Annotated in this window: 21 protein-coding genes, 1 tRNA gene and 1 pseudogene; 11 read left to right on the forward strand and 12 right to left on the reverse strand. The window is 65.0% G+C overall.

Going from position 1 to position 23,055, the window contains the following annotated elements:
- Positions 1 to 152: 152 nt before the first annotated feature.
- A pseudogene (locus A7X65_RS41135) lies at positions 153 to 1,198 on the reverse strand (IS110 family RNA-guided transposase).
- A 759-nt stretch (positions 1,199 to 1,957) separates the two neighbouring features.
- Between A7X65_RS41135 and A7X65_RS35110 the strand changes: the two are divergent.
- Positions 1,958 to 3,613, forward strand: coding sequence for a recombinase family protein (locus tag A7X65_RS35110; protein WP_082885191.1), 1,656 nt, complete (start codon positions 1,958 to 1,960; stop codon positions 3,611 to 3,613).
- On the opposite strand, the gene A7X65_RS35115 is transcribed toward A7X65_RS35110, so the two are convergent.
- The 4 genes from A7X65_RS35115 to mnmA all read right to left on the reverse strand — a co-directional run bounded on the left by A7X65_RS35115 (position 3,570) and on the right by mnmA (position 6,190).
- Positions 3,570 to 3,646, reverse strand: a tRNA-Met gene (locus tag A7X65_RS35115). The genes A7X65_RS35110 and A7X65_RS35115 overlap by 44 nt on opposite strands.
- 245 nt (positions 3,647 to 3,891) lie before the next feature.
- The gene (locus A7X65_RS35120; protein WP_063693982.1) at positions 3,892 to 4,248 is read right to left on the reverse strand and encodes a hypothetical protein; all 357 of its coding nucleotides are present in this window, start codon (positions 4,246 to 4,248) and stop codon (positions 3,892 to 3,894) included.
- 44 nt (positions 4,249 to 4,292) lie between these two features.
- Positions 4,293 to 4,931, reverse strand: coding sequence for a class I SAM-dependent methyltransferase (locus A7X65_RS35125; protein WP_063693983.1), 639 nt, complete (start codon positions 4,929 to 4,931; stop codon positions 4,293 to 4,295).
- A 77-nt stretch (positions 4,932 to 5,008) separates the two neighbouring features.
- Positions 5,009 to 6,190, reverse strand: a complete 1,182-nt coding sequence (gene mnmA, locus A7X65_RS35130; protein WP_063693984.1) for a tRNA 2-thiouridine(34) synthase MnmA — start codon at positions 6,188 to 6,190, stop codon at positions 5,009 to 5,011.
- Positions 6,191 to 6,530: 340 nt separating this feature from the next.
- On the opposite strand from mnmA, the gene A7X65_RS35135 reads away from it, so the two are divergent.
- From A7X65_RS35135 to A7X65_RS35180, 10 genes are all read left to right on the forward strand, one after another.
- Positions 6,531 to 8,171: a flagellar hook-length control protein FliK gene (locus A7X65_RS35135; RefSeq protein WP_063693985.1), complete on the forward strand. Its 1,641-nt coding sequence runs from the start codon at positions 6,531 to 6,533 to the stop codon at positions 8,169 to 8,171.
- Positions 8,172 to 8,184: 13 nt separating this feature from the next.
- Positions 8,185 to 8,892: a flagellar hook assembly protein FlgD gene (locus A7X65_RS35140; RefSeq protein WP_063693986.1), complete on the forward strand. Its 708-nt coding sequence runs from the start codon at positions 8,185 to 8,187 to the stop codon at positions 8,890 to 8,892.
- 411 nt (positions 8,893 to 9,303) lie between these two features.
- On the forward strand, positions 9,304 to 9,579 hold the full coding sequence (gene sciP, locus A7X65_RS35145) for a CtrA inhibitor SciP (protein WP_002714638.1): 276 nt from the start codon (positions 9,304 to 9,306) through the stop codon (positions 9,577 to 9,579).
- Between the two features lie 178 nt (positions 9,580 to 9,757).
- Positions 9,758 to 11,368 (forward strand): flagellar basal-body MS-ring/collar protein FliF, encoded by a 1,611-nt coding sequence (fliF, locus tag A7X65_RS35150; RefSeq protein ID WP_063693987.1) that lies wholly within the window; start codon positions 9,758 to 9,760, stop codon positions 11,366 to 11,368.
- Between the two features lie 29 nt (positions 11,369 to 11,397).
- The gene (gene fliG / locus A7X65_RS35155; protein ID WP_063693988.1) at positions 11,398 to 12,486 is read left to right on the forward strand and encodes a flagellar motor switch protein FliG; all 1,089 of its coding nucleotides are present in this window, start codon (positions 11,398 to 11,400) and stop codon (positions 12,484 to 12,486) included.
- Positions 12,486 to 13,109 (forward strand): FliH/SctL family protein, encoded by a 624-nt coding sequence (locus A7X65_RS35160; protein WP_063693989.1) that lies wholly within the window; start codon positions 12,486 to 12,488, stop codon positions 13,107 to 13,109. The genes fliG and A7X65_RS35160 overlap by 1 nt, the downstream gene beginning before the upstream one ends.
- A 3-nt stretch (positions 13,110 to 13,112) precedes the next feature.
- Positions 13,113 to 13,463 carry a flagellar motor switch protein FliN gene (fliN, locus tag A7X65_RS35165; RefSeq protein WP_063693990.1) on the forward strand — a complete coding sequence of 117 codons (351 nt, stop codon included), beginning with the start codon at positions 13,113 to 13,115 and terminating at the stop codon, positions 13,461 to 13,463.
- 50 nt (positions 13,464 to 13,513) lie between these two features.
- On the forward strand, positions 13,514 to 14,899 hold the full coding sequence (flbD, locus tag A7X65_RS35170; protein ID WP_063693991.1) for a sigma-54-dependent transcriptional regulator FlbD: 1,386 nt from the start codon (positions 13,514 to 13,516) through the stop codon (positions 14,897 to 14,899).
- A gap of 529 nt (positions 14,900 to 15,428) precedes the next feature.
- Positions 15,429 to 16,589: a vanadium-dependent haloperoxidase gene (locus A7X65_RS35175; RefSeq protein WP_245324040.1), complete on the forward strand. Its 1,161-nt coding sequence runs from the start codon at positions 15,429 to 15,431 to the stop codon at positions 16,587 to 16,589.
- Between the two features lie 184 nt (positions 16,590 to 16,773).
- The gene (locus A7X65_RS35180; protein WP_063693993.1) at positions 16,774 to 17,922 is read left to right on the forward strand and encodes a M20 family metallopeptidase; all 1,149 of its coding nucleotides are present in this window, start codon (positions 16,774 to 16,776) and stop codon (positions 17,920 to 17,922) included.
- 123 nt (positions 17,923 to 18,045) lie between these two features.
- Here A7X65_RS35180 and A7X65_RS42940 read toward each other — a convergent pair whose 3' ends face one another.
- The 7 genes from A7X65_RS42940 to A7X65_RS35205 form a co-directional block, all read right to left on the reverse strand.
- Entirely contained in the window at positions 18,046 to 18,201 is a 156-nt protein-coding gene (locus tag A7X65_RS42940) for a hypothetical protein (RefSeq protein WP_008131268.1), read from the reverse strand.
- An 84-nt stretch (positions 18,202 to 18,285) separates the two neighbouring features.
- Positions 18,286 to 18,867, reverse strand: coding sequence for a flavin reductase family protein (locus tag A7X65_RS35185; protein WP_063693994.1), 582 nt, complete (start codon positions 18,865 to 18,867; stop codon positions 18,286 to 18,288).
- 32 nt (positions 18,868 to 18,899) lie between these two features.
- Complete coding sequence (locus A7X65_RS35190; protein WP_063693995.1) at positions 18,900 to 19,736, reverse strand: ATP-binding cassette domain-containing protein; 837 nt, start codon at positions 19,734 to 19,736, stop codon at positions 18,900 to 18,902.
- Between the two features lie 20 nt (positions 19,737 to 19,756).
- Positions 19,757 to 20,563: an aliphatic sulfonate ABC transporter permease SsuC gene (ssuC, locus tag A7X65_RS35195; protein ID WP_063693996.1), complete on the reverse strand. Its 807-nt coding sequence runs from the start codon at positions 20,561 to 20,563 to the stop codon at positions 19,757 to 19,759.
- Entirely contained in the window at positions 20,560 to 21,717 is a 1,158-nt protein-coding gene (gene ssuD / locus A7X65_RS35200) for an FMNH2-dependent alkanesulfonate monooxygenase (protein WP_063693997.1), read from the reverse strand. Before ssuD ends, ssuC begins: the two co-directional genes overlap by 4 nt.
- Before the next feature lie 16 nt (positions 21,718 to 21,733).
- The gene (locus tag A7X65_RS43665; RefSeq protein ID WP_283806197.1) at positions 21,734 to 21,856 is read right to left on the reverse strand and encodes a hypothetical protein; all 123 of its coding nucleotides are present in this window, start codon (positions 21,854 to 21,856) and stop codon (positions 21,734 to 21,736) included.
- A 2-nt stretch (positions 21,857 to 21,858) separates the two neighbouring features.
- Positions 21,859 to 22,821 carry a sulfonate ABC transporter substrate-binding protein gene (locus A7X65_RS35205; RefSeq protein WP_063694292.1) on the reverse strand — a complete coding sequence of 321 codons (963 nt, stop codon included), beginning with the start codon at positions 22,819 to 22,821 and terminating at the stop codon, positions 21,859 to 21,861.
- Between the last annotated feature and the right edge of the window lie 234 nt (positions 22,822 to 23,055).

The following is a 23,055-nucleotide window of genomic DNA, read 5'->3' on the forward strand; positions in this document are numbered from 1 at the left end:
AAACACGAGAGCGGCATTTTCTGCCGGTAAACCGAGCGGAGTATCTCACATGACCGGCTCGCGCCGAACGTACCACCTCTTCCTATCCTGCAAGTTCCGCCCTCAGCGTCAAACCTAACGGTCTAGCGCCAAGCTCTGCATTTCGTTTAAGCCTAGGCTGGCGTCGGCATCGGTATGACGCTGCCAGCAGGTCGGTAATGCTCGCCACTGACCATCAGTTTCCACGCGATCCGCGCCAGCTTATTTGCCAACGCTATGGCGACCAGCTTCGGCGGCTTGCGCGCGATCATGTCTTTCAGCCAGGGCCAGGAGCGACTCTCGCGTCGCCGCACATCTGCGATCACAGCCGTCGCGCCAGCGACCAAAACGGTTCGCAACATGCCGTCACCGGCCCGCGTAATCACGCCGAGCCGGTTCTTTCCGGCCGTTGAATGGTTCTTTGGTGTCGGCCAAGCCAAGCAGCAAAGTTTCTTGCCGACTTGAACCCACCTGCATCCACGACCTTGATTGAGAGCAGCGTCGCGCCAATTGGACCAATTCCCGGAATGGCCGCCAGTCGTCGGCTCATCTCGCTACTCCGGTGGAGGTGCATGAGCTTCTTGTCGAGCTTAGCGATCTGGTCGTCGACGCGCGCCAGCTCTGCCGCCAACGCTTCCACGAGCTCCAGCGCCAAGTCGGGAACTGTCTCATCAGCCCGAATATCGGTCAGCAACTGATGAAGGCGCGAAAGCCCCTTGGGCGCGGTAAAGCCAAATTCCGCGGCGTAGCCGCGGATCGAATTGGCGAGCTGGGTACGCCTGCCGATGAACTGGCTGCGCACGCGTGTCAGCATCTGCGCGCCCTGCTGCTCGGGACTCTTGATCGGCACAAAGTTCTTGCGCAGTTTTGGCCGACTCGCCGCTTCACAAATCGCCTCGGCGTCCGCGGCGTCGGATTTCCCGCGCTGCACATATGGCTTGACATATTGCAGCGGGATCATCGCCACCTCATGCCCGAGCGATCGTAGCTCCCTCGCCCAATAGTGCGATGCTCCGCAAGCCTCCATCGCGACAAACGCAGGCGGCAAACGCCTGAAGAACTCCAGAACCTGGCTGCGCCTCAACTTGCGCCGCAAAACCGGCTGCTCCATCCCGTCAACGCCATGCAACTGAAACACACTCTTTGACGTATCCAAACCGATGCGAACAATCGTTTCCACGGGCGGCTCCTTCATTTGAGGTCAGCGACCACCTCGATCTAGCCACGCAGAGTGGCGGAAGGGGGCCGTCCACCCCAACACGAGAGCCCGGTGCGGCGACAGCCGCACGCGCCCATGCGAGTGGGCCCCATGAGCAGTGCGATAACATGAATATGATCGACTGGACCAATCAGCGGCCAGTCGTACCCAGATGACGTGAACAATCCGATCCAAGCGCAAGCTGCGGTAACCTTGCTTGGCTTGCAGTTGAGCGAATGCTGCCGACCATGCTTGATGACGATTAACAACCAAGAAGTCGAGCTGGAAGCCCGTTGCTACGCCGGGACACCGAGCTTCTGCAGCTAGCCAACCGTTCGACGTCGTTCTACAGCACGCCGCTATGTAAAGAGTCCTCGCGATGATCCGCCGTAGTCTCAGCCGGTTATTGGCTTTCCCGAACACCAATTGCAATCGCGGCGAAATATTCGACGGCCAAGAGATTTATACCTGCTCTAGCCCCCGACATCGAGTTGTCCCACACAACTCCAACGCTGCTTTTCGCGCAGCCATGATCAAATCGGCATATCGAGAACGATCGTCAGCTCTGACATTTTGCCAACCCACGACGACCGAGATGCCCGCACCTCGAAAATGTTACGCGATGATCTAGAGAATCGATCGTGCGGCCTACCGGTCGAAATTTACCCTTGCAGACGAGTCCAGACGAGGCGATTCTACGCATTGCACGCGTACTTGCCCGTCTGGCTGCGAGGGAAGATCATGAAAGAGAGCAGGCCGAAAGAAGCAAGGAAGAGAGCAGCAATCTATGCCCGCTTCTCGACCGACCTTCAGAATGAACGATCGATAGAAGATCAGCTTTCGCTTTGTCAAACCTACGCTGACCGCGAATCTTTAGACGTCGTCCGCAGCTATGATGATCGGGCTCGCTCCGGTGGATCGCTGATGGGACGCGACGGCCTGCTAAGGCTATTGGATGACGCAAGAGAAAAATCTTTCGATGTTGTCGTCGTCGAAGCACTTGATCGTCTCTCCCGCGACATGGAGGATCTCGCAGGCATCCACAAGCGACTGTCTTTTCTTGGCATCGAGATCCGGGCGGTCCATGAAGGCGTAGTCAATACCGTGCTGGTCGGCCTTCGCGGCCTGGTCGGGCAACTCTATCGCGAAGACAATGCACATAAGGTGCGCCGTGGTCTGGCTGGTCGCATCAAGCAAGGCTTGGCTGGAGGCGGCCTGACATACGGATATGCCGCGATCTCGGGAAGAACCGGCGAGCGCGTCATCGTGGACGATCAGGCAGAAACCATCCGGCGCATATTCCAGGAGTACGTCGAGGGCCGAACTCCTCGAGAAATCGCGCACGAACTCAACAAGGACAAGGTGTCACCTCCGCGAGGCCGGGTATGGAACGCCTCAACGATCAACGGCAACCTTGAGAGGGGAGCCGGCATCCTCCAGAACGAGCTTTATGTGGGACGTCTCGTTTGGAACAAGGTCAGGATGGTGAAAGATCCTGACACGGGAAAACGATTGTCGCGCCCCAACCCGCGGAGCGAGTGGCAGGTTGCTGACGTGCCACATCTTGCAATTATCACACCCGAGCTGTTCGCCGCCGCTCAGACGCGCAAAGTAGAGCGCGGTCACACCCATCCTTGCCATCAACGTCGGCCTCGTCGGATGTTGTCTGGCCTGCTTCGTTGCGGTTCATGCGGCTCAGGCATGTCAACCAATGGACGAGACAAATCCGGACGCGTTCGCATTCGCTGCTCGGCAGCGACAGAGAGTGGCACGTGCCCTGACGCCAAGACTTTCTATTTGGACACGGTCGAGAGCGCCGTTCTCGGCGGGCTAAAGGCTGAATTGCGCGCGCCGAAGGTCATTGCGGAGTATGTGCGCACGTATCTTGAGGAGCGGAAGCGCCTTGCGGCCACGTCAAATGCAAAAAGGCAGCGCCTTGAGCAGCAGCTTGGGCAGTTAAACCGGGAGATCGAACGACTCGTGGACGCGATCGCAAAAGGGCACGGGGATCCATCGATCCTCGGTCCTCGATCGACTGCCTTGGACGCCGAACGGAGGAGAATATCCGAGGAGTTGCGGCATGAACCGCCACCTCAAAAGGACGTCGCGCTGCACCCGGCCATCCTTAAACAATATGAAGAGCAGCTCGGACGGCTTGAGGAGGCGCTGGCGAACGGCGCAAGAGCCGGCGACGGAGAGGCCGCCGAGGCGATCAGAGATCTCGTCGAAACCGTCACTGTCTTCCGCGATCCAGAACGTACAGGCGGCGTGACCGTCGAGATAGCAGGTCGACTGAATACCCTGCTGGGTGAAACCGCTTACCCAAACCACGTCAAAGGGGTGTGGGGAAAGATGGTAGCGGGAGAGGGACTCGAACCCCCGACCCCAGGATTATGATTCCCGTGCTCTAACCAGCTGAGCTACCCCGCCACAGGGTCGCGAACGGCGGAACGGCCGATCTCGCGAACGCGCGGCATATAAAGAAGGGGGCGGCGGGAAGTCAAGCAAAGGTCGGGCGATTGGCGGGATGAATTCAGCGCCTGAATCGACCTCATCCACCACTGATTCCGTCATGGCCGGGCTTGTCCCGGCCATCCACGAGCCTATTCGGCACCCGGAGAACGTGGATGCCCGGGACAAGCCCGGTCATGACGATATCCGGGACCGAACAAGGCCTATTTCGGCCTCACATTCGGGTCGCCGCCGGGGCTGCCGGGGGGCGGAATCACCGGGGTGTTGCCGCCGGTGTCGGGGGCCGGGGCGTGCATGTCGGGGTCTATCCCGGAGGGCGGGCAGAGCACGCCGTCGGACTTGGCCAGCTTGTCGCCGAGCGGTTCCCGGGACTGCCCAATGGTGGTGCCGTCGGGCGAGCGGTTCGGGCGGTCCTGCGGGGCGCAGTTGGCCATATGTTGCGGGGATGGCGGCGCGGTCTGTTGCGGCGGCGTCGCCGGGGCGGGCGGAGCCTGCGCGATCGCACTGCCGGAGGCGGCGATCAGGAGGCTGGCCAGGATGATGTTTGATGTCGTGCGCATGAAAGGAAAACGCACCGGCCTCGGCGCGTGTTCCCGCGGCAAGATCACGATTTGCGGTAGCGGATCAGCGAGAAGTGGCCCATCGGGGGCATCGGGCGGCGCTCGGTGAGCGTGACGCCGCCGTGTTTGGCGGCCCAGTTGACGAGGCGGGCCCACGGAAATTCCGGGCGCCAGCCGAGGCGGCGGGCGACGGGCGCAAAAGCGAGCTCGAACAGTTTGCGAGGGCCGCTCTCGGCGCCGATGTGGTTGACCAGGATCAGCTCGCCGCCGTGCTTGAGCACGCGCACGAACTCGTCGAGCGTTCCCTCCGGATCGGGCACGGCGGTGATGACGTATTGCGCGACCACCGCGTCGAAGAAGTTTTCGGGGAAGGCGAGGTTCTTCGCATCCATCACCGAGAGCACTTCGACGTTGCAGAGGCGCTCGGCCCGCACGCGCTGTTGCGCCTTGCGCAGCATCGGCTCGGAGATGTCGACGCCGCAGATCTTCGTGCTGCGCGAATAGTCCGACAGCGACAGGCCGGTGCCGACGCCGACGTCGAGGATGCGGCCGCCGATGCGGTCGGCCTCCGCGATGGTGGACTGGCGGCCGGCGTCGAAGACCTTGCCGAACACGAGGTCGTAGACCGGCGCCCAGCGGCCATAGGCCTTCTCGACCCCGGCTCGCGAGATGTCTGCTGCCATGCCCCCTGCCCCGATACTCTTAAACTAATGTGAGACGATCGTTCCCGCGGTAGCAGGTGGGGCCGATCTCGGCAAGATTAGCCGCGCACGGCTTCCGCGAGCGGGCGCGATGTCGCGGCGCCGAGCTTCGCCGCGGCGCTCTGGATGAAGCCGCCCCCGAGCACGCGGGCCTGCCCGCCAGGCGCGTCGTAGAACACACAGGCCTGGCCGGGCGAAACGCCCTCCTCGCCGGCGACGAGCTCGACCTCGTAATGGCCGCCAGCGCCGCGCAGCCAGGCCGGCTGCGGCGAACGGGTCGAGCGCACGCGCACGAACATTTCGAGGCCGTTGCCGATGGCGCTGTCGATGTCGCCGCCGCCGATCCAGTTGACGTCGCGCAAGGCGATGCGGTGCATCTTCAGCGCATCGCGCGGACCGACCACGACGCGTCGGTTCGCGGCATCGAGCCGCACCACGAACAGCGGCGAGCCGGAGGCGATGCCGAGGCCGCGGCGCTGGCCGACGGTGAAATTGGCGATGCCGTGATGCTGGCCGAGCACGCGTCCGTCGAGATCGACGATGTCGCCGGGGTCCATCGCGTTCGGACGCAGGCGGGTGATGATGTCGGTGTAGCGCCCCGTGGGCACGAAGCAGATGTCCTGGCTGTCGTGCTTGTCGGCGACGGACAGGCCGTAGCGGCGCGCGAGCTCACGCGTCTCGGGCTTGGTCATGTCGCCGAGCGGGAAGCGCAGGAAGTCGAGCTGCTCCTGCGTGGTCGCGAACAGGAAATAGCTCTGGTCGCGGTCGCTATCTGCCGCGCAGACCAGCGCCCGCGAGCCGTCGTCGCGGCGGCGCGAGGCGACGTAATGGCCGGTGGCGAGCGCCTGCGCGCCGAGTTCGCGCGCGGTCTTCAAGAGGTCGCGGAATTTGACGCTGCGGTTGCACTCGATGCACGGCACCGGCGTCTCGCCGAGCGCGTAGCTGTCGGCGAAATTGTCGATGACGGACTCGCGGAAGCGGTCCTCGTAGTCGAGCACGTAATGGGGAATGCCGAGCTTGGCGGCGACGTCGCGGGCGTCGTGGATGTCCTGGCCGGCGCAGCAGGCGCCCTTGCGGTGGGTCGCCGCGCCATGGTCGTAGAGCTGCAGCGTGATGCCGACGACGTCGTAGCCTTCCGCCTTGAGCAGCGCAGCCGTCGTCGAGGAATCGACGCCGCCCGACATGGCGACGACGACCCTGGTGTCCTCAGGACGGCCTTCGAGATCCAGACTGTTGAGCATGGCTTCTTGTGACGGCGGCGTTCGGCGATCCGCGATTTGCCTTTGACCGGGGCATGAACGGTCCCGGGGAACCTGGGTTCCCGCAGGGGCGCGACTTGCCCGGTCGAAAGCGGCTGAGAGCGATCTCTTTAATATAGGCGGCATTCCGGTGAAGCAATCGCAGGGCTGGCCAGCTTAGGGCAATTCTTGCCGGGGAGGCAGAAATGGCGGGGTTCTTCCAGCCCTTGCGGCGGGGGCAGCGATCCTTCAAGCCATTGAATTATATTGATAAAATTGCTTGGAGGGAGGCTGGCCCGCTCCTTGCTACCCCTTTGCCGAAGATGTTTCCAAGGGGTCGCCTGTGGTCGGTGTTTCGTCAGATCTAGTGGCAAACGTGCAGGTTTCGAGTGCGCAGCAGAAGCCTGCGCGCTCGCAAGCGTCCAAGGATACCGCGCCGAGCGACTCCTTCGGCTCGCTGGTCGACAGCAACACCCAGGCGATCAGCAACAATGCGCCGGCGCAGGATACCGCGCCGCGCCGGACCGATTCAGCCTCGTCGTCCTCCGCCTCCGACCGGAGTTCGCGCGACACCGCTTCCACGGATAGCGCCACGCAGAGCAAGGCCAGCGACGACACCGATGCGTCCGCGCCCGCGAAGAGCGACGCCACGGACGACGCGGCCAAGAATTCGGACAAGGATCAGGTCAAGGCGGGCAAGACCAAGGATAAGTCCGAGACGTCCGACGCCAAATCGGCCGACAAGTCCGACGAGACCAAGGGCGACAAGACCGACGCCGGCGACGGCCTCACGGCCGCCGTCGATGCGGCAGCTACGGCGCAAATCGATGCGACGCAGACCGCGGTGCCCGATCCGAACGCCGTCATCGTCGCCGCGCCCGTCGTCCCGCTCGATCCGAACGCGGCCGCGGGCCAGGCCGGCGATGCCGCCGCCTCACCGCTGACGATCGCCGCCGCCGGCATCGCCGTCAGCACCTCCACCGCGGCGCAGATCGCGGGCACCAAGACCGATACCGCAACACCAGGCGACAAGAGCGCCAAGACCGCCGGCGCGAAAGTCGATGCCGACACGTCGGCGACGCTGGCCGATGCCGCCACCGGCGCAACTGACACGACCACCGGCACCGCGACCGATGCCAAGACCAATGGCGGGCTGATCGCCGCGGTGGACCAGGGCACGCCGAAGACCTCGTTCAAGGCCGCGGCCACCGCTGCCGGCGCCAGCGACGTCTCCAATATCGGCCAGGATACGGGCAAGGCGAACGCCGCGCTCACGCCGGCGACTGCGACGCCCGCCAATGCCGCACATGCGCAAGCCGCCAAGCCGCAGGCCGACGGCAACGCGGCCGAGGCGAAGACCAACGCTTCGGACCGCGCGCCCGACGCGATCCCCGCCGCACCGGCGGCCCACGCCCATGCCAATGCGCAGGCCGCTTTCAACACGCCCGATCCCGGCGCGCAGGCCGCCGCTGCCGTGCAGGCACCGCTGACCACCACGACGTCGGCCGCGACCGCCTCGACCGCAACCCTGACCGCGACCGCGGCGACCTCCCAGGCCGTGCCGATCAACGCCGTGCCGATCGAGATCGCCGCCGCCGCACGCGCCGGCAAGACGCGGTTCGACATCAGCCTCGACCCGCTCGATCTCGGCCGTATCGACGTCCGCATCAATGTCGACCGCAATGGCCAGGTCACCTCGCATCTGACGGTCGAGAAGCCGGAGACGCTGCAGATGCTGCGGCAGGACGCGCCGCAATTGCAGCGCGCGCTCGACGATGCCGGCTTCAAGACCGGCAGCAACGGGCTGTCCTTCAGCCTGCGCGACCAGAACTCGTCGGGCCAGCAATCCGGCCAGAACAACGACAATGGCGGCAATGCCCGCCGGCTGATCATCAGCGAGGACGACAGCGTTCCCGCAGCGCCCGTGGGGCGCGGCTACGGCCGCATGCTCGGATCGAGCAGCGGCGTCGACATCAGAGTGTGAGGAGTATTCGACCATGACCACCACGAATGCCGCCACCGCGCCTACGCCCGTCTCCGGCACGACCGACATCCCGAAGTCCTCCTCGAGCTCGAACATGAGCTCGACCACGGGCTCGACGCTCGCCGGCAACTTCCAGACCTTCCTGACCCTGCTGACGACGCAGCTGCAGAACCAGAACCCGCTCGATCCGCTCGACACCAACCAGTTCACCCAGCAGCTGGTGCAGTTCGCCGGCGTCGAGCAGCAGCTCAAGACCAACGATTCGCTGGCCCAGCTCGTCACCCTGCAGCAGACCACGCAGGCGACCCAGGCGCTGGGCTTCGTCGGCAAGACCGCCCTGGTCGACGGCTCGACCGCGACCATGACGAAATCGTCGGCGACCTGGCATCTCAACGTGCCCAGCGATTCCACGGTCGACATCACCGTTGCCAATGCCAGCGGCCAGACCGTGTTCACCGGCAAGTACACGGCCGCCGCCGGCTCCGACATTCCCTTCACCTGGAACGGCATGGGCAATGACGGCACGCAGTGGCCCGACGGCAAGTACACGATCTCGGCCACCGGCAAGGACGTCGCGGGGAACAATGTCGGCATCGCCGCACAGGTGCAGGGCGTGGTGTCCTCGGTCGACCTGACCCAGTCGCCGCCGCTGCTGACGATCGACGGCGCCAGCTACACGCTGAGCCAGGTGAAGAGCATTATTGCGACGAGCAGCAATTGAGGCTGAGGCGGGCCACACATTCGATGTCGCCCCGGCGAAGGCCGGGACCCATAACCACAGGCAGAAGCTTGGCGAAGACTTTTGGTTAGGACGTTGTTCTTGGTACTGCTGCCCGCGTCTCATCGCTAGATCACGCGGTATGGGTCCCGGCCCCCGTGCGCAATTGCGCGCACTAGGCCGGGACGACAGTTGAGGGCTTTGCAGCATCGCGCGCTAGCCCCGGTTATTAGTAAAGTATTTACCTTCTGCCCCGCCCGGCCCGCTGAAACCACGTCTTTAGCGCCCCGGGCCGGTCGCGTTCCCGCAAGTTTCAACGAGAATTGTATTGAAGCCTTAGGCTTAGCGGATTTTTAAGCCGACGGGGTTACGGTTACGGCGTGAGTTCAGTGGTTGAGAGTTTGTGAGTACGCCATGACAGAACCCCATCGCCCGAGGGTAAAATACGTCATCGGGCCGGACGGCAGTCCGCTGACGATCGCAGATCTGCCCGCGCCCGGCACCAAACGCTGGGTCATCCGCCGCAAGGCCGAGGTCGTCGCCGCTGTGCGTGGCGGACTTCTCTCCCTCGAGGAGGCCTGCAGCCGTTATACCCTGACGGTCGACGAATTCCTCTCCTGGCAGTTTTCCATCGACCAGCACGGTCTGGCGGGTCTTCGCACCACCCGCATCCAGCAATATCGCCAGTAGGCGATCCGGAAATCTGCGGCTTTTGACGAAAATCGGCCTCGCCCTGCGAGGCCGATTTTTTTCATGACGCTACTTTTGTCCGACCTCTTAACCTTCGTTAACCATATCGAAACCATCACCTAGGCAATAATTGCCCAGTCGACCGCTCGGTTGCGGGTCGAAGCTTCGGGGCGGTTGCTTGCAAGGTCTTGCGGACTTCTTAAAAAGTATCGGTGCCGCCCGGTTCGGGGCGATGATCGCGGTCACCGCCGCGCTCATCGGCTTTTTCGCGTTCGTCATCATGCGGGTCACCACGCCGCAGATGACAACGCTGTTCACGGACCTCAGCGTCGAAGATTCCTCCAGTATTATCAAGGACCTGGAACGCCAGGGCATCCAGTTCGAGATCCGCAATGAGGGCTCGATCATCATGGTGCCCAAGGACAAGGTCACGCGCCTGCGGATGAAGCTCGCCGAGGGCGGCATGCCCAAGGGCGGCGGGGTCGGCTACGAGGTGTTCGACAAGTCGGACGCGCTCGGCACCACCTCCTTTGTCCAGAACATCAATCATCTGCGCGCGCTGGAGGGCGAGCTTGCCCGCACCATCCGCGCCATCGACCGCATCCAGGCCGCCCGCGTCCATCTGGTGCTGCCCGAGCGCCCGCTGTTCGCCCGCGAGGCACCGGAGCCGTCAGCCTCGATCGTGGTGCGGGTGCGCGGTTCGCTCGAAGCCCAGCAGATCCGCGCCATCCGCCACCTCGTCGCCTCCGCCGTCAACGGGCTGAAGCCGCAGCGCGTCTCGATCGTGGACGAGGCCGGCCAGCTGCTCGCCGACGGCGCCCAGACCGATCCCGAGCAGGCGCTCGGCGACGAGCGCCGCACCGCCTTCGAGAAGCGGCTGCGCAAGCAGGTCGAGGACATCGTGTCCTCCGTGGTCGGCTCCGGCCGGGCCCGCGTCCAGCTCTCCGCCGATTTCGACTTCAACAAGGTCACCCAGACCTCGGACAAGTTCGACCCCGAAGGCCGCGTGCTGCGCTCGAGCCAGACCCGCGAAGAAAGCAGCATGACCGCCGACAACAACGGCCAGGTCACCGTCAACAACGAGCTGCCCGGCAACCAGCAGAACAACGGCGTCGCGGCCAAGGACCAGAGCAAGAAGACCGAGGAGACCAACAATTACGAGATCTCCCGCACCACCAAGACCGAGGTGACCGAGGCCGGTCGCGTCAACCGCATCTCGGTCGCGGTGCTGGTCGACGGCATCTATACCAAGAACGACAAGGGCGAGCTGGCCTACACCGACCGCACCAAGGAGCAGCTCGACCGCATCGCCACCCTGGTTCGCTCGGCGATCGGCTTCGACCAGAAGCGCGGCGACCAGGTCGAGGTCGTGAACCTGCGCTTCGCCGACGCCCCCTCCACCGCCCCGATCGGCGAACCCGGCGGCTTCCTCGGCATGCTGCAGTTCACCAAGGACGACCTGATGTACTTCGTCGAGCTCGGCGTGATGATGCTGCTCGGCCTCGTCGTGCTGTTCATGGTGATCCGCCCGCTGGTCAAGCGCATCCTCGCCTCCGACGAAGTCGCCGCCGCCATCAGCGGCGTCCTCTCCGGTCCGGCGGCGTCCGAAGAAGCAGCTCCCGCCGGCCAGCCCCTCCTGCCGGGCGGGGCCGCGAGCGCGATCGACGTCGCCACCATCCAGGGCCAGGTCCACGCCCAGTCCGTTCATCGCGTCGGCGAGCTCGCCGAGCGCAACCCCAACGAAACCGTCGCCATCATCCGCCAGTGGCTCACCGAGCCAACCAAGTAACCGCCAAGTGAATCAAGAAGTGATCTGACATGGCCGCCTCCTTGCAAAACGCCAACTCGAACGACATCACCAGCGTGATCTCCACGCTCGGCCAGCGCGCCGGCAGCCGCACGGGCAAGGCCGAAACGGTGGCGGGGCCGAAACGCGCCGCGATCCTGATGCTGGCGCTCGGCGAGCAATATGGCGGCAAGATCTGGGGCCTGCTCGACGACGACGAGGTGCGCCAGCTCTCGCTGGAGATGTCGACGCTCGGCACCGTCGAGGTCGACACGGTGGAAGACATGCTGCTCGAATTCGTCTCGCGGATGTCCGCCTCCGGCGCGCTGATGGGCAATTTCGACGCCACCGAGCGGCTGCTGCAGCAGTATCTGGCGCCCGAACGCGTCAACGGCATCATGGACGAGATCCGCGGTCCCGCGGGGCGCAACATGTGGGAGAAGCTCTCCAACGTGCAGGAAGAAGTCCTCGCCAACTATCTCAAGAACGAATATCCGCAGACCATCGCGGTCGTGCTGTCGAAGCTGAAGCCGGAACACGCCGCCCGCGTGCTCGGCATCTTCCCGGAAGAGCTCGCGCTCGACGTCGTCAACCGCATGCTGAAGATGGAGGCGGTGCAGAAGGAGGTGATCGAGAGCGTGGAGAAGACGCTGCGCACCGAGTTCATGTCCAATTTGTCGCAGACCCGCCGCCGCGACGCCCACGAGGTCATGGCGGAAATCTTCAACAATTTCGACCGCCAGACCGAAACCCGCTTCATCACCTCGCTCGAAGAAGAGAACCGCGAATCGGCGGAGCGCATCAAGGCGCTGATGTTCACCTTCGACGACCTCGTGAAGCTGGATTCCGGCTCGGCACAGACCCTGATGCGCAACGTCGACAAGGACAAGCTCGGCGTCGCACTCAAGAGCGCCAACGAGGACGTCCGCAACTTCTTCTTCGGCAACATGTCCTCGCGCGCGGCCAAGATGCTGCAGGACGACATGGCCGCGATGGGCCCGGTCCGCCTGCGCGACGTCGACGAGGCCCAGGCGCTGCTGGTCAACCTCGCCAAGGACCTCGCCGCCAAGGGCGAGATCATGCTGACCAAGAACCGCGCCGACGACGAGCTGGTGTACTGATGGCCGCTCCGGCAAAATTCCTGTTCGATACCGACTTCGCGGCGCCCGAGCGGTCGCCGCGCGAGAAGGCCGCGACCGCGGCCGAGATCGCCCAGAAAGTCGCGGAAGCGGAGGCGCGCGCCTACCAGGACGGATTTGCCGCCGGCCAGCGCGAGGCCAAGGCCGAGAGCGACCGCCGCGTCGCGCTCGCCATGGAGGAGATCAACATCGGAATCCGCGGCGTTGCCTCCGGCATCGGCAACATCGAGACCAGGATGGAGACCGAAGCGGTCGAGGTCGCGGTCGCCGTGGCGCGCAAGCTGTGCGCCGACCTCGTCGACGCCGAGCCGCTCGGCGAGATCGTCGCGCTGGTCAAGGATTGCTTCTCGCATCTGGTCGCGACGCCGCATCTCGTCGTCCGCATCAACGATGCGCTCTATGACGCCGCGCGCGAGAAGATCGAGCGGCTGGCGAAGCAGAGCGGCTTCGAAGGCCGGCTGGTGATCCTGGCCGAGCCTGAAATCGCCATCGGCGACTGCCGGATCGAATGGGCGGACGGCGGTGTCGTGCTGGAACGCAGTGCCATCGCAGCCAAGATCGACGACATGGTCGGACGCTATATCGCGTCCCGCAGGGGGAGCTAAATCATGAGCGACACCGACGGACAGGTCCCGCTGCCCGATCTCAACGGCCCGATGCCGCCTGCCAGCACCGATGTCGGCTACAACGAGGACGAATACGCGACGCGTGCCGCCGCCGACCTCGAAGCCGTGTTCGACGTGCCTGTGCAGGTCTCGGCCGTGCTCGGCCGCTCCAAGATGGACGTCAGCGAGCTCTTGAAGCTCGGGCCCGGCACCGTGCTCGAGCTCGACCGCCGCGTCGGCGAGGCCATCGACATCTACGTCAACAACAAGCTGGTCGCCCGCGGCGAAGTCGTCCTGGTCGAGGACAAGCTCGGCGTGACCATGACCGAAATCATCAAGACCGAACGCACCTAATACGCAGGGAATGACGCGCGGCAGCGCGACCAGACGGACAGGAGACTGACATGCGGCTTCTCATCGTTGGCACATTGAAGGGCCAGCTCACCACCGCCACCAAGATCGCGATGGAGAACGGCGCCACCGTGACCCATGCCGAGGATCACGAGCAGGCGATGCGGGTGCTGCGCGGCGGCAAGGGTGCCGACCTGCTGCTGGTCGACGTCGCCCTCGACATCCGCGACCTCGTGATGCGGCTCGAGGCCGAGCACATCCACGCTCCGATCGTCGCCTGCGGCATCACCAACGACGCCCGCGCCGCGGTCGCCGCGATCCACGCCGGCGCCAAGGAATACATCCCGCTGCCGCCGGAGCCGGAGCTGATCGCCGCGGTGCTGGCCGCCGTCGCCAACGATTCCCGCGAGCTGGTCTACCGCGACGACGCCATGGCGCGCGTGATCAAGCTGGCGCAGCAGATCGCCGGCTCCGATGCATCGGTGATGATCACCGGCGAGTCCGGGACGGGCAAGGAGGTGCTGGCCCGCTACGTCCACACCCGCTCGGCCCGCGCCAAGCGCCCGTTCATCTCGATCAACTGCGCCGCGATCCCCGAGCATCTCCTGGAGTCCGAGCTGTTCGGCCACGAGAAAGGCGCCTTCACCGGCGCGGTCGCCCGCCGTATCGGCAAGTTCGAGGAAGCGACCGGCGGCACCCTGCTGCTCGACGAAATCTCGGAGATGGATGTCCGCCTGCAGTCCAAGCTCCTGCGCGCCATCCAGGAGCGCGTGATCGACCGCGTCGGCGGCACCAAGCCGGTCGCGGTGGACATCCGCATCATCGCGACCTCGAACCGCAATCTGGCGGAAGCGGTGCGCGAAGGCACGTTCCGCGAGGACCTGCTGTTCCGCCTCAACGTCGTGAACCTGAAGATCCCGCCGCTGCGCGAGCGCCCGGCCGACATCCTCGAGCTCGCCCAGCACTTCGTGAAGAAATATGCCGAGGCCAACGGCGTGCCGATGCGCCCGATCTCGGCGGAGGCCCGCCGCGTGCTCTCCACCAACCGCTGGCAGGGCAACGTCCGCGAGCTCGAGAACACCATGCACCGCGCCGTGCTGATGGCGCAGGGCGACGAGATCGGTCCCGACGCGATCATCACCCCGGACGGCGACCGGCTCGACCTCGCCAAGACCGCTCCGGCGGTTGCGCATGCGACCATGGCCGCCGAGCAGGTGACGCGCGCACTGGTCGGCCGCACCGTCGCCGACGTCGAGCGCGACCTGATCCTGGAGACGCTGAAGCACTGCCTCGGCAACCGCACCCATGCCGCCAACATCCTCGGCATCTCCATCCGCACGCTGCGCAACAAGCTCAACGAATATGCCGACGGCGGCATCCCGATCACGCCGGCGGGCACGCCGGGTGAATATCCGCGGATGCCGATGGTGGGAGCGTAAGGGCTTCTGACAATTTTGAGACTACGAATGCCCGGGCCAGTCCCGGGCATTTTTCTTTTCGGGGCAAGACACACGTTGCCCACATGCTCTCGATGTCGTCCCGGCCTAGTGCGCAATTGCGCACGGGGGCCGGGACCCATAACCCCAGGGAGCAGTTTGACGAAGATCAGCCGTTCGGTACTCAGACCGCCCATGCGCGAGACATCCCGCGGTATGGGTCCCGCCCCCCGTGCGCAATTGCGCAGGAGGCCGGGACGACAGCGGGGAGTTATTGGCATCGTAGCCCGGATGGCGCGGAACACATGGCCGCACCCCGCGCGTGAAGCAGTTCACAATCGACATGCCGCGACATCGCTAGAGTCCCGGGGCCGCTTGGCAGGATGCCGGCGAGGTGCCGCATCCGCATTTTGCGAACCTCCTTCAACCGAAAGGGCACGCCATGAAATGCACTTCGTGGACGATTTCCCGCTTATCGCTGGTTGCAACCCTGATCACAGCCACAGCGCCGCTTGCACGCGCCGACGTGATCATGGACTGGAACGCAAAGGCCGACGCGATCGCCGCCGAGAAACAGATTCTTCCGGCGCCGCACAGCCGCGCTTTGACCATGATGCACGTTGCGATGTTCGAGGCCGTCAACGCGATCGACCGCCGCTACGCGCCTTATAAGCTCACATTGTCCGCGGAACGTTCGACCTCGCGGGAAGCCGCGGCGGCGGTCGCGGCTCACGACGTGCTGCTGTCGATCTATCCGGATATCAAGCCGGATCTGGATTCGACGCTGACGAACTCTCTGGCGCCGATCGCCGAGGGCGAGTCCAAGACCGCCGGCATCGCGCTCGGCAAAGACGCCGCGGTGCAGATCATCCAGCTTCGCGCCAACGACGGCAGCAACGCTCCGGAGTCTTACCGCCCCCTGACCACGGCGGGCGTCTATGTTCCAACCGCTGTTCCGCTGTTCCAGACCACGGGCGCGACAACGCCATGGGTGATGACGTCTGGATCGCAGTTCCGTCCCGGACCGCCGCCGGCGCTCGATTCAGAGGTCTGGACCAAGGACGTCAACGAAATCCGCGAGGTCGGCGGCCGCGGCAGCCCGACCCGGACGCCCGAGCAAACCACGATCGGCCGCTTCTGGTTCTTCGTCGGCGCCCGCACCTACAACCCCATCGTGAAGCAGGCCGCGATGGCCAAGGGAATGGACCTCGTCGACTGCGCCCGGCTTTACGCGTTGACATCGATGACCGGCAACGATGCCATCGTCGCCGTGTTCGAGGCCAAGTATCACTACAATTTCTGGCGCCCGATCACGGCCATACGCAACGCCGATCTGACCTCGAATGCCGCGACGCCGCGCGATCCGTCCTGGCTGCCGCTCGGGGACACGCCGATGCATCCGGAATATCCCTGCGCGCACTGCATCACCTCGGCCGCGATTTCGACCGTGCTCCAGAGCGTCGTCGGAGATTTCGGCGAGTTCTCCCTGACCAGCCCGACGGCACCGGGGGTCACACGCAAATGGTCTCGGCTGCAGGACTACAGCGACGAAGTCGCCAATGCCCGCATCTACGCCGGCTTCCACTACCGGTTCTCGACCGAGGTCGGCAAGGACATGGGCCGGAAGATCGGTGCCCTGGTCGTCGCAACGCAGCTTCGCGGTGCCGAGGCGAAGGCCGAGCCGAGCCGGTAGGGCTGCCTCCTTGAACGCCGTAACCCGCATGCCGAAGCGACATGCGGGACGGTGCGGCGGCTTCCCCGGATATCGCTTCGCTCATCCGGGCTACGGAAGAGAACACATGGCCGCATCGCATCCAGCGACTAGGCCACGCCTGCGCAAGGTCCTATAACCCCGCGTGGGAACCACGAGGATACACATGTCTGAAGCTCAAATCACGGACTGGCTGGCGTCGCAGAAGCAGGCGATGATCGATCTCTTGCGCGATGTCGTGAACATCGATTCCGGATCGTATGACAAGGAAGGCGTCGATGCGGTCGGTGCGCGGTTCGAGCGGCACTTTGCCGAGCACGGCATTCCCTGCCGGCGCGAGGCCGACGGCACGTTCGGCGATGCGATCCATGCCGAGGTAGCCAAGCCCGGCAGCAACGAGAAGCCGGTGCTGTTGATGGGCCATCGCGACACCGTGTTCGGCAAGGGCGAGGCCGGGCGGCGGCCGTTCACGATTCTGGACGGCCGCGCCTATGGTCCGGGGGTTTCCGACATGAAGTCCGGTCTCGTCATGAACGTGTTCGTGGCGACCGCCTTCCACAAGTTCGGCGGCTCGCCGCACCCGATCAAGGTGCTGATCACCTCGGACGAGGAGATCGGATCGCCGTCGTCGCGCCCGGTGATCGAGCGCGAGGGACGCGCCGCGCGCGCCGTGTTCAATTCCGAGCCGGGCCGCCCCACCGGCAATGTCGTGACGGGACGCAAGGGCGGCATCTTCATGCACATGACCATCACCGGCAAGGCCGCGCATTCCGGCGCCAATTTCAAAGCCGGCATCAGCGCGATCGGCGAGCTCGCGCACAAGATCGTGCAGATCCACGCGCTGACCGATCTCGACAAGGGCATCACGCTCAATGTCGGCCTCGTCTCCGGCGGGCAATCGGTCAACACCACGGCGCCTCATGCCGAAGGCCAGATCGACCTGCGCTATGTCGATCCTGCCGATCGCGCCAGGATCATGGCCGCGATCGAGAACATCGTCGCGACCTCCTACGTGCCGGGCACCAGCGCGACGCTGACGATCAAGGGCGAGTTCGTGCCGGTGGTGCAGAGCGCGGAGTCGAAGGCGCTGTTCGAAGGTTACCAGGCGGGCGCAAGGAAGGTCGGCCTCACCACGCTGCAGGGCGAGTTCTCCGGCGGCTGCGCCGATTCCGGCTTCACCGCCGCCGTGGGCACGCCGACCATCTGCGGCCTCGGCCCGGTCGGCGGCCTCGCGCACACGCCGGAGGAGTATCTCGAGATCGACAGCATCGTGCCGCGCGCACAGGCGCTGGCGCTGGCGATCTTGCGGGGGTAGCGCCACACGCTCGGTGCCGTAGGGTGGGCAAAGGCGCTCTTGCGCCGTGCCCACCATCTCTCTCGATCACGAAAAATGCGTGGGCACGCTTCGCTTTGCCCACCCTACGGGACCGCCCGAGCCTTACGAATAGCTCGGCGCATCCGGCTTGCGGAAGATGTGGATGGGATCGCCCGGCACGATCGGCTGGCCCGAGAACATCGCATAGGCGTAGAGCGCGAGATAGGCGATCGCGAGCGCGCCGATGGCGTAGAAGGCCCAGGTCGCGACGCGCTTCATCGTTCCGCTCCATTGCCTCCCGGATGGGAAGCTCAGGGCGCTTCTAGAGCGGTGCCGGAAAAAAGGCCAGCCTGAGTCAGGCGATCAAATGCCGCGCCGGCTGCGCGCGGGAACGCTGACGTCGGCGAGCCTTACGGCGTCCTCGTCCTGGTCGACCGCCACATACTGGCCGTGCCAATAGGCCAGCGCCGCGGTGCGGGTCGAGCTCTTGATGTCCCTGACACGGCCGATGACGATGCCGTGCGAGTGCCGCTCGACGATCTCCTCGACCTCGCAATCGAAGGCCGACAACGCCCCCACCAGAAGCGGAACGCCCGAGACCGCCGTGATCCAATGGGCGCCGGCGAAGCGATCGGCCCCCTTCAGCCCGCCCTTGCCGGCAAAGCGTTCGGCGACGTCGAGCTGGTCGGCGTTGAGGATGTTCACGCCGAAGGCGCCGTGGCGCCTGATCAGCGGGAAGGACGAGGCATCGCGGTTGATGCTGACCAGCAGCGTCGGCGGCTCCACCGACAGCGAGGTCACCGAGGTCACCGTCATGCCAGTGATGTCCTTGCCCCGCCCGGCGGTGATGACGCTGACGCCGCCGGTGAGGTGGCGCATGGCGCCGCGGAAATCGGCGGGCGAAACGGGGATTTCAGTCATGAGATCGCGGGGCACTACATTCATGGCATGGTCCCCAAGGCCGGGGTTCCCTCTATTTAGGTACGATCTTCCGCCGACAAAAGGTGGCTCAAAATTGAGGCTTCGAGGCTCGCCAATTCAGCAGAGCCGCGTTCGCGGGGCCGGCCGGCGTTAACCACGACGTCATGGGCGATGCGCCCCTCCTCGATCACCAGCACCCGGTCGGCCAGCGCCACGGCCTCGGCAACGTCGTGGGTCACCAGGATCGCCGTAAAGCCCTGGTCGCGCCAGACCCGCTCCAGAAGGCGCTGCATCGAGATGCGGGTCAGCGCATCCAGCGCGCCGAGCGGCTCGTCGAAGGCCAGCACGCGCGGACGCGAGACCAGCGCGCGGCCGAGCGCGACGCGCTGCTTCTGGCCGCCTGACAGCACCGAAGGCCACTGGTCGCGCTTGTCGGCAAGGCCGACCTCGGTCAGCGCCCTCTCGGCGCGCGCATGCGCATCGGCGGAGGCGCGATCGCGGCCGAGCCCGACCTCGACATTGGCGAGCACGCGGGCCCAGGGCAACAGCCGCGGCTCCTGGAACATCACGCGGATGTCTTCCGCCTGCACGTCCTGACCGAAGCTGATGCTGCCGGCATTGGCCTTCTCCAGGCCTGCGATCAGGCGCAGCAGCGTGCTCTTGCCGCAACCGCTCTTGCCCACGATAGCGACGAACTGGCCGGCGGGGATGTGCAGATCGATGCCGCGCAGCACCTCGTTGCTGCCGAAGGATTTGCGCAGGCCCCGGATGCTGAGCGGCAGGCCGATGGCTTGCTGCGGACGCTCCTCGCGCACGATGCGGGCGTGAGGGGCGAAACTTGCGCGGCTGGCGAGCTCGGTCTCGGAAAGGGAGGTACGAAGCGCTGTCTGCATGTGATTCCCAGTATTTCTGCTTAACGTTTCTGGAAGGCGGGGTGCCAGGAGAGCGTCGCCCGCTCCAGCACGCGGGAGGCGCTGTCGGCGAGCTTGCCGAGCAGGGCGTAGATCAGGATCGAGAGCACGACGACGTCGATCAGCATGAACTCGCGCGCCTGCATCGCCATGTAACCGAGGCCCGACGAGGCCGCGATGGTCTCGGCGACGATCAGCGTCAGCCACATGATGCCGAGCGCGAAGCGGATGCCGACGAAGATCGAGGGCAGCGCGCCGGGGAAGATCACGCGGCGGAACAGTTCACCGTCCGTCATGCCGTAGATCCGGCCCATCTCGATCAGCTGCGGGTCGACGGTGCGGATGCCGTGCAGCGTGTTGAGGTAGATCGGGAAGAACACGCCGAGCGCCACCAGGAACAGCTTTGCGCTCTCGTCGATGCCGAACCACAGGATCACCAGCGGGATCAGCGCCAGATGCGGCACGTTGCGCACCATCTGCAGCGTGGTGTCGGTGAGCTTCGCCGAGAGCTGCGACAGGCCGTTGGCGAGCCCGAAGGCGAAGCCGATGCTGCCGCCGATCAAGAAGCCGATCGAGGCGCGCCAGAACGAGACCCAGATATTGCGGACAAGCTCGCCGGAGAGCAGCAGCTTCCAGCCCGCGAGCAGGACGTCGCTCGGGGCCGGCAGCACCCGCGTCGGCACGAAGCCGGTGACGCTGGCGACCTGCCAGATCGCGATGATGGCGAGCGGCACGATCCACTGGATCAGGCCGTCGACGCGCGGCAGGCGGAAGCTGCGCGGAAGCGAAACGCTGTCGATCAGGCTCATGACTGCGATACCCTGTGTTGCGGACGGAAATCGCTGCCGACCGTTTCACCGAACGGGCCGCCGTTGAAGTGCAGCCTGGTCACGTTGCTCGGCTGCTCCAGCGAGAGCAGCGGGAACACCAGCTCGGCGAAGCGATAGACTTCCTCCAGATGCGGGTAGCCCGACATGATGAAGGTATCGATGCCGATGTCCTGATACTCCTTGATGCGGGCCGCGACGGTCTGGGCGTCGCCGACCAGCGCCGTGCCGGCACCGCCGCGCACGAGGCCAACGCCGGCCCACAGGTTCGGAGCGATCTCGAGCTTGTCGCGCTTGCCGCCGTGGAGCTGCGCCATGCGCTGCTGTCCCACGGAGTCCATGCGGGCAAAGTTCTTTTGCGCCTTGGCGATGGTGTCGTCGTCGACGTGCTTGATCAACTCGTTCGCGGCGCGCCAAGCTTCTTCATTGGTCTCGCGGACGATGACGTGAAGGCGGATGCCGAAGGAGAGCTTTCGGCCGCGCGCGCTGGCGACCTCCCTCACCTTCGCGATCTTCTCGGCAACCAAGGCCGGCGGCTCGCCCCAGGTGAGATATTTGTCGACGGCATCGACCGCGACGTCGATGCCGGCATCGGACGAGCCGCCGAAATAGAGCGGCGGGCGCGGCGACTGCACCGGCGGAAACAGCAGCTTGCCGCCCTCGACATGGATGTGCTTGCCATCGACATCGACGGTCTTGCCGGCGAGCAGATCGCTGTAGACGCTAAGGAACTCGCGCGTGACCTCGTAGCGCTCGTCATGGCCAAGGAAGATGCCGTCGCCCTTGTTCTCGACGGGATCGCCGCCGGTGACGACGTTGACGAGCAGCCGGCCATTGGTGATCCGGTCGAGCGTCGCCGTCATGCGTGCCGCAACGCTCGGCGATTGCAGGCCGGGGCGCACGGCGACGAGATAGCGCAGCCGCTCGGTAAACGGCGCGACGCTGGAGGCGACGATCCAGGAATCCTCGCAGGAGCGCCCGGTCGGCAGCAGCACGCCGTAATAGCCGAGCTGGTCGGCGGCCTGCGCGATCTGGCGCAGATAGTTGAAGTTGACCTCGCGGCCGCCGATGCCGGTGCCGAGATAGCGGCCGTCACCGTGGGTCGGCAGGAACCAGAGAATGTTGCTCTTGCTCATGGATGCGCTCCGATGGCTAGCCGTAGGTCGTGCCGACGGCGGCCGCGACGATTCCGACCGACGTGACGACGGCCGCGATCACGCGTTGAACGATACGCTTCATGTTCAGACCTCTGTGAATGGGAAGAGTGGTCGGCACGATCAGGCTGCCGGGTTGCGCCAGACGATGTCGCGGATCACGATCGGCTTGGGGATCAGGCCGAGCTTGTGGAAACGGTCGGCGACGCCCTGCTGGGTCGCGACGATGTCGTCGGTGACGGGGCCGACCACGAAGGACGAGCGGTGGGCCGCGATGGTCTGGATATCCAGGGGAATGCCGGTGACGGCGGCGAGCGATTTTGCGACCTCGTCGCGATGCTGCTCGGCCCATTTGGCGGTCGCGCTGGTGACGTCGACGATCTGCTGCAGCACCGCGCCGTGGTTCTTCGCGAAGTCGCGGTTGGCGATGTAGAACGAGTTGGTCTTGGTGACCTCGCGCGCATTGATCAGGATGCGGCCGCTCTGCTTGGTCTCGCCGATCGCGAAATACGGATCCCAGATCGCCCAGGCCTCGATGCTGCCATTGGCGAAGGCGGGACCTGCATCCGGCGGCGTCAGATAGACCGGCGTGATGTCGGCATAGGTGAGACCCGCCTTCTCCAGCGTCTGCACCACGATGTTGTGCGCGCTGGAGCCCTTGGTGAAACCGACGCGCTTGCCCTTCAGTTCCGCGATCGAGCGGATCGGCGAATCCTTCGGCACCAGGATGCCCTGGCCGTTGGTGATCGGCTGTCCCGCGGCGTAGACGATCGCAGCTCCGGCGGCCTGCGCGAACACCGGCGGAGAATCGCCGACGGCGCCATAGTCGACACTGCCGACATTCATCGCCTCCATCATCGGCGGCCCCGAGGAGAACTCGACCCATTTCACCTCGATACCCTGCGGCAAGAAATGTTTTTCCAGGGCGGCCTGCTGGCGCGTGATGACCAGCACGCCGTTCTTCTGGTAGCCGATACGAATTTCCTTCACCGCGCCTTGTGGCGTTCCTTGCGCGTTCGTGCGGGAGACGAACGCAGCGGCAACTGCGGTTCCGGCAGACAATTTCAAGAAGTCGCGACGCTGCATTCCAAACTCCCGGCCGCCTGCGGCCGTCATCATTCATGTTTGACGAATGATGGGGCGCGTTACAGAAGCTGTCGAGACATCGGGGAAAATAGCGATGCGAACACTGCGCGCGCGGCAACGCGCGTGATTAATCTTTCAAGCAGCGGAGCGAACGCAGATGGAATTTTTCTGCACGCGGATGTGAAGACCGCGCACTCGCGCTCCGGGAAACCTGCGCCCGAAACCAAAACTGCG

Source organism: Bradyrhizobium stylosanthis (assembly GCF_001641335.1).
Taxonomy (GTDB): domain Bacteria; phylum Pseudomonadota; class Alphaproteobacteria; order Rhizobiales; family Xanthobacteraceae; genus Bradyrhizobium; species Bradyrhizobium stylosanthis.

Bases quoted from the DNA above. Each gene is read 5' to 3' on its own strand.
- A7X65_RS35110 (WP_082885191.1), top strand. From the start codon at position 1,958: ATGAAAGAGAGCAGGCCGAAAGAAGCAAGGAAGAGAGCAGCAATCTAT.
- A7X65_RS35120 (WP_063693982.1), bottom strand. From the start codon at position 4,248: ATGCGCACGACATCAAACATCATCCTGGCCAGCCTCCTGATCGCCGCC.
- A7X65_RS35125 (WP_063693983.1), bottom strand. From the start codon at position 4,931: ATGGCAGCAGACATCTCGCGAGCCGGGGTCGAGAAGGCCTATGGCCGC.
- mnmA (WP_063693984.1), bottom strand. From the start codon at position 6,190: ATGCTCAACAGTCTGGATCTCGAAGGCCGTCCTGAGGACACCAGGGTC.
- A7X65_RS35140 (WP_063693986.1), top strand. From the start codon at position 8,185: ATGACCACCACGAATGCCGCCACCGCGCCTACGCCCGTCTCCGGCACG.
- sciP (WP_002714638.1), top strand. From the start codon at position 9,304: ATGACAGAACCCCATCGCCCGAGGGTAAAATACGTCATCGGGCCGGAC.
- fliG (WP_063693988.1), top strand. From the start codon at position 11,398: ATGGCCGCCTCCTTGCAAAACGCCAACTCGAACGACATCACCAGCGTG.
- A7X65_RS35160 (WP_063693989.1), top strand. From the start codon at position 12,486: ATGGCCGCTCCGGCAAAATTCCTGTTCGATACCGACTTCGCGGCGCCC.
- fliN (WP_063693990.1), top strand. From the start codon at position 13,113: ATGAGCGACACCGACGGACAGGTCCCGCTGCCCGATCTCAACGGCCCG.
- flbD (WP_063693991.1), top strand. From the start codon at position 13,514: ATGCGGCTTCTCATCGTTGGCACATTGAAGGGCCAGCTCACCACCGCC.
- A7X65_RS35175 (WP_245324040.1), top strand. From the start codon at position 15,429: ATGGACTGGAACGCAAAGGCCGACGCGATCGCCGCCGAGAAACAGATT.
- A7X65_RS35180 (WP_063693993.1), top strand. From the start codon at position 16,774: ATGTCTGAAGCTCAAATCACGGACTGGCTGGCGTCGCAGAAGCAGGCG.
- A7X65_RS42940 (WP_008131268.1), bottom strand. From the start codon at position 18,201: ATGAAGCGCGTCGCGACCTGGGCCTTCTACGCCATCGGCGCGCTCGCG.
- A7X65_RS35185 (WP_063693994.1), bottom strand. From the start codon at position 18,867: ATGAATGTAGTGCCCCGCGATCTCATGACTGAAATCCCCGTTTCGCCC.
- A7X65_RS35190 (WP_063693995.1), bottom strand. From the start codon at position 19,736: ATGCAGACAGCGCTTCGTACCTCCCTTTCCGAGACCGAGCTCGCCAGC.
- ssuC (WP_063693996.1), bottom strand. From the start codon at position 20,563: ATGAGCCTGATCGACAGCGTTTCGCTTCCGCGCAGCTTCCGCCTGCCG.
- ssuD (WP_063693997.1), bottom strand. From the start codon at position 21,717: ATGAGCAAGAGCAACATTCTCTGGTTCCTGCCGACCCACGGTGACGGC.
- A7X65_RS35205 (WP_063694292.1), bottom strand. From the start codon at position 22,821: ATGCAGCGTCGCGACTTCTTGAAATTGTCTGCCGGAACCGCAGTTGCC.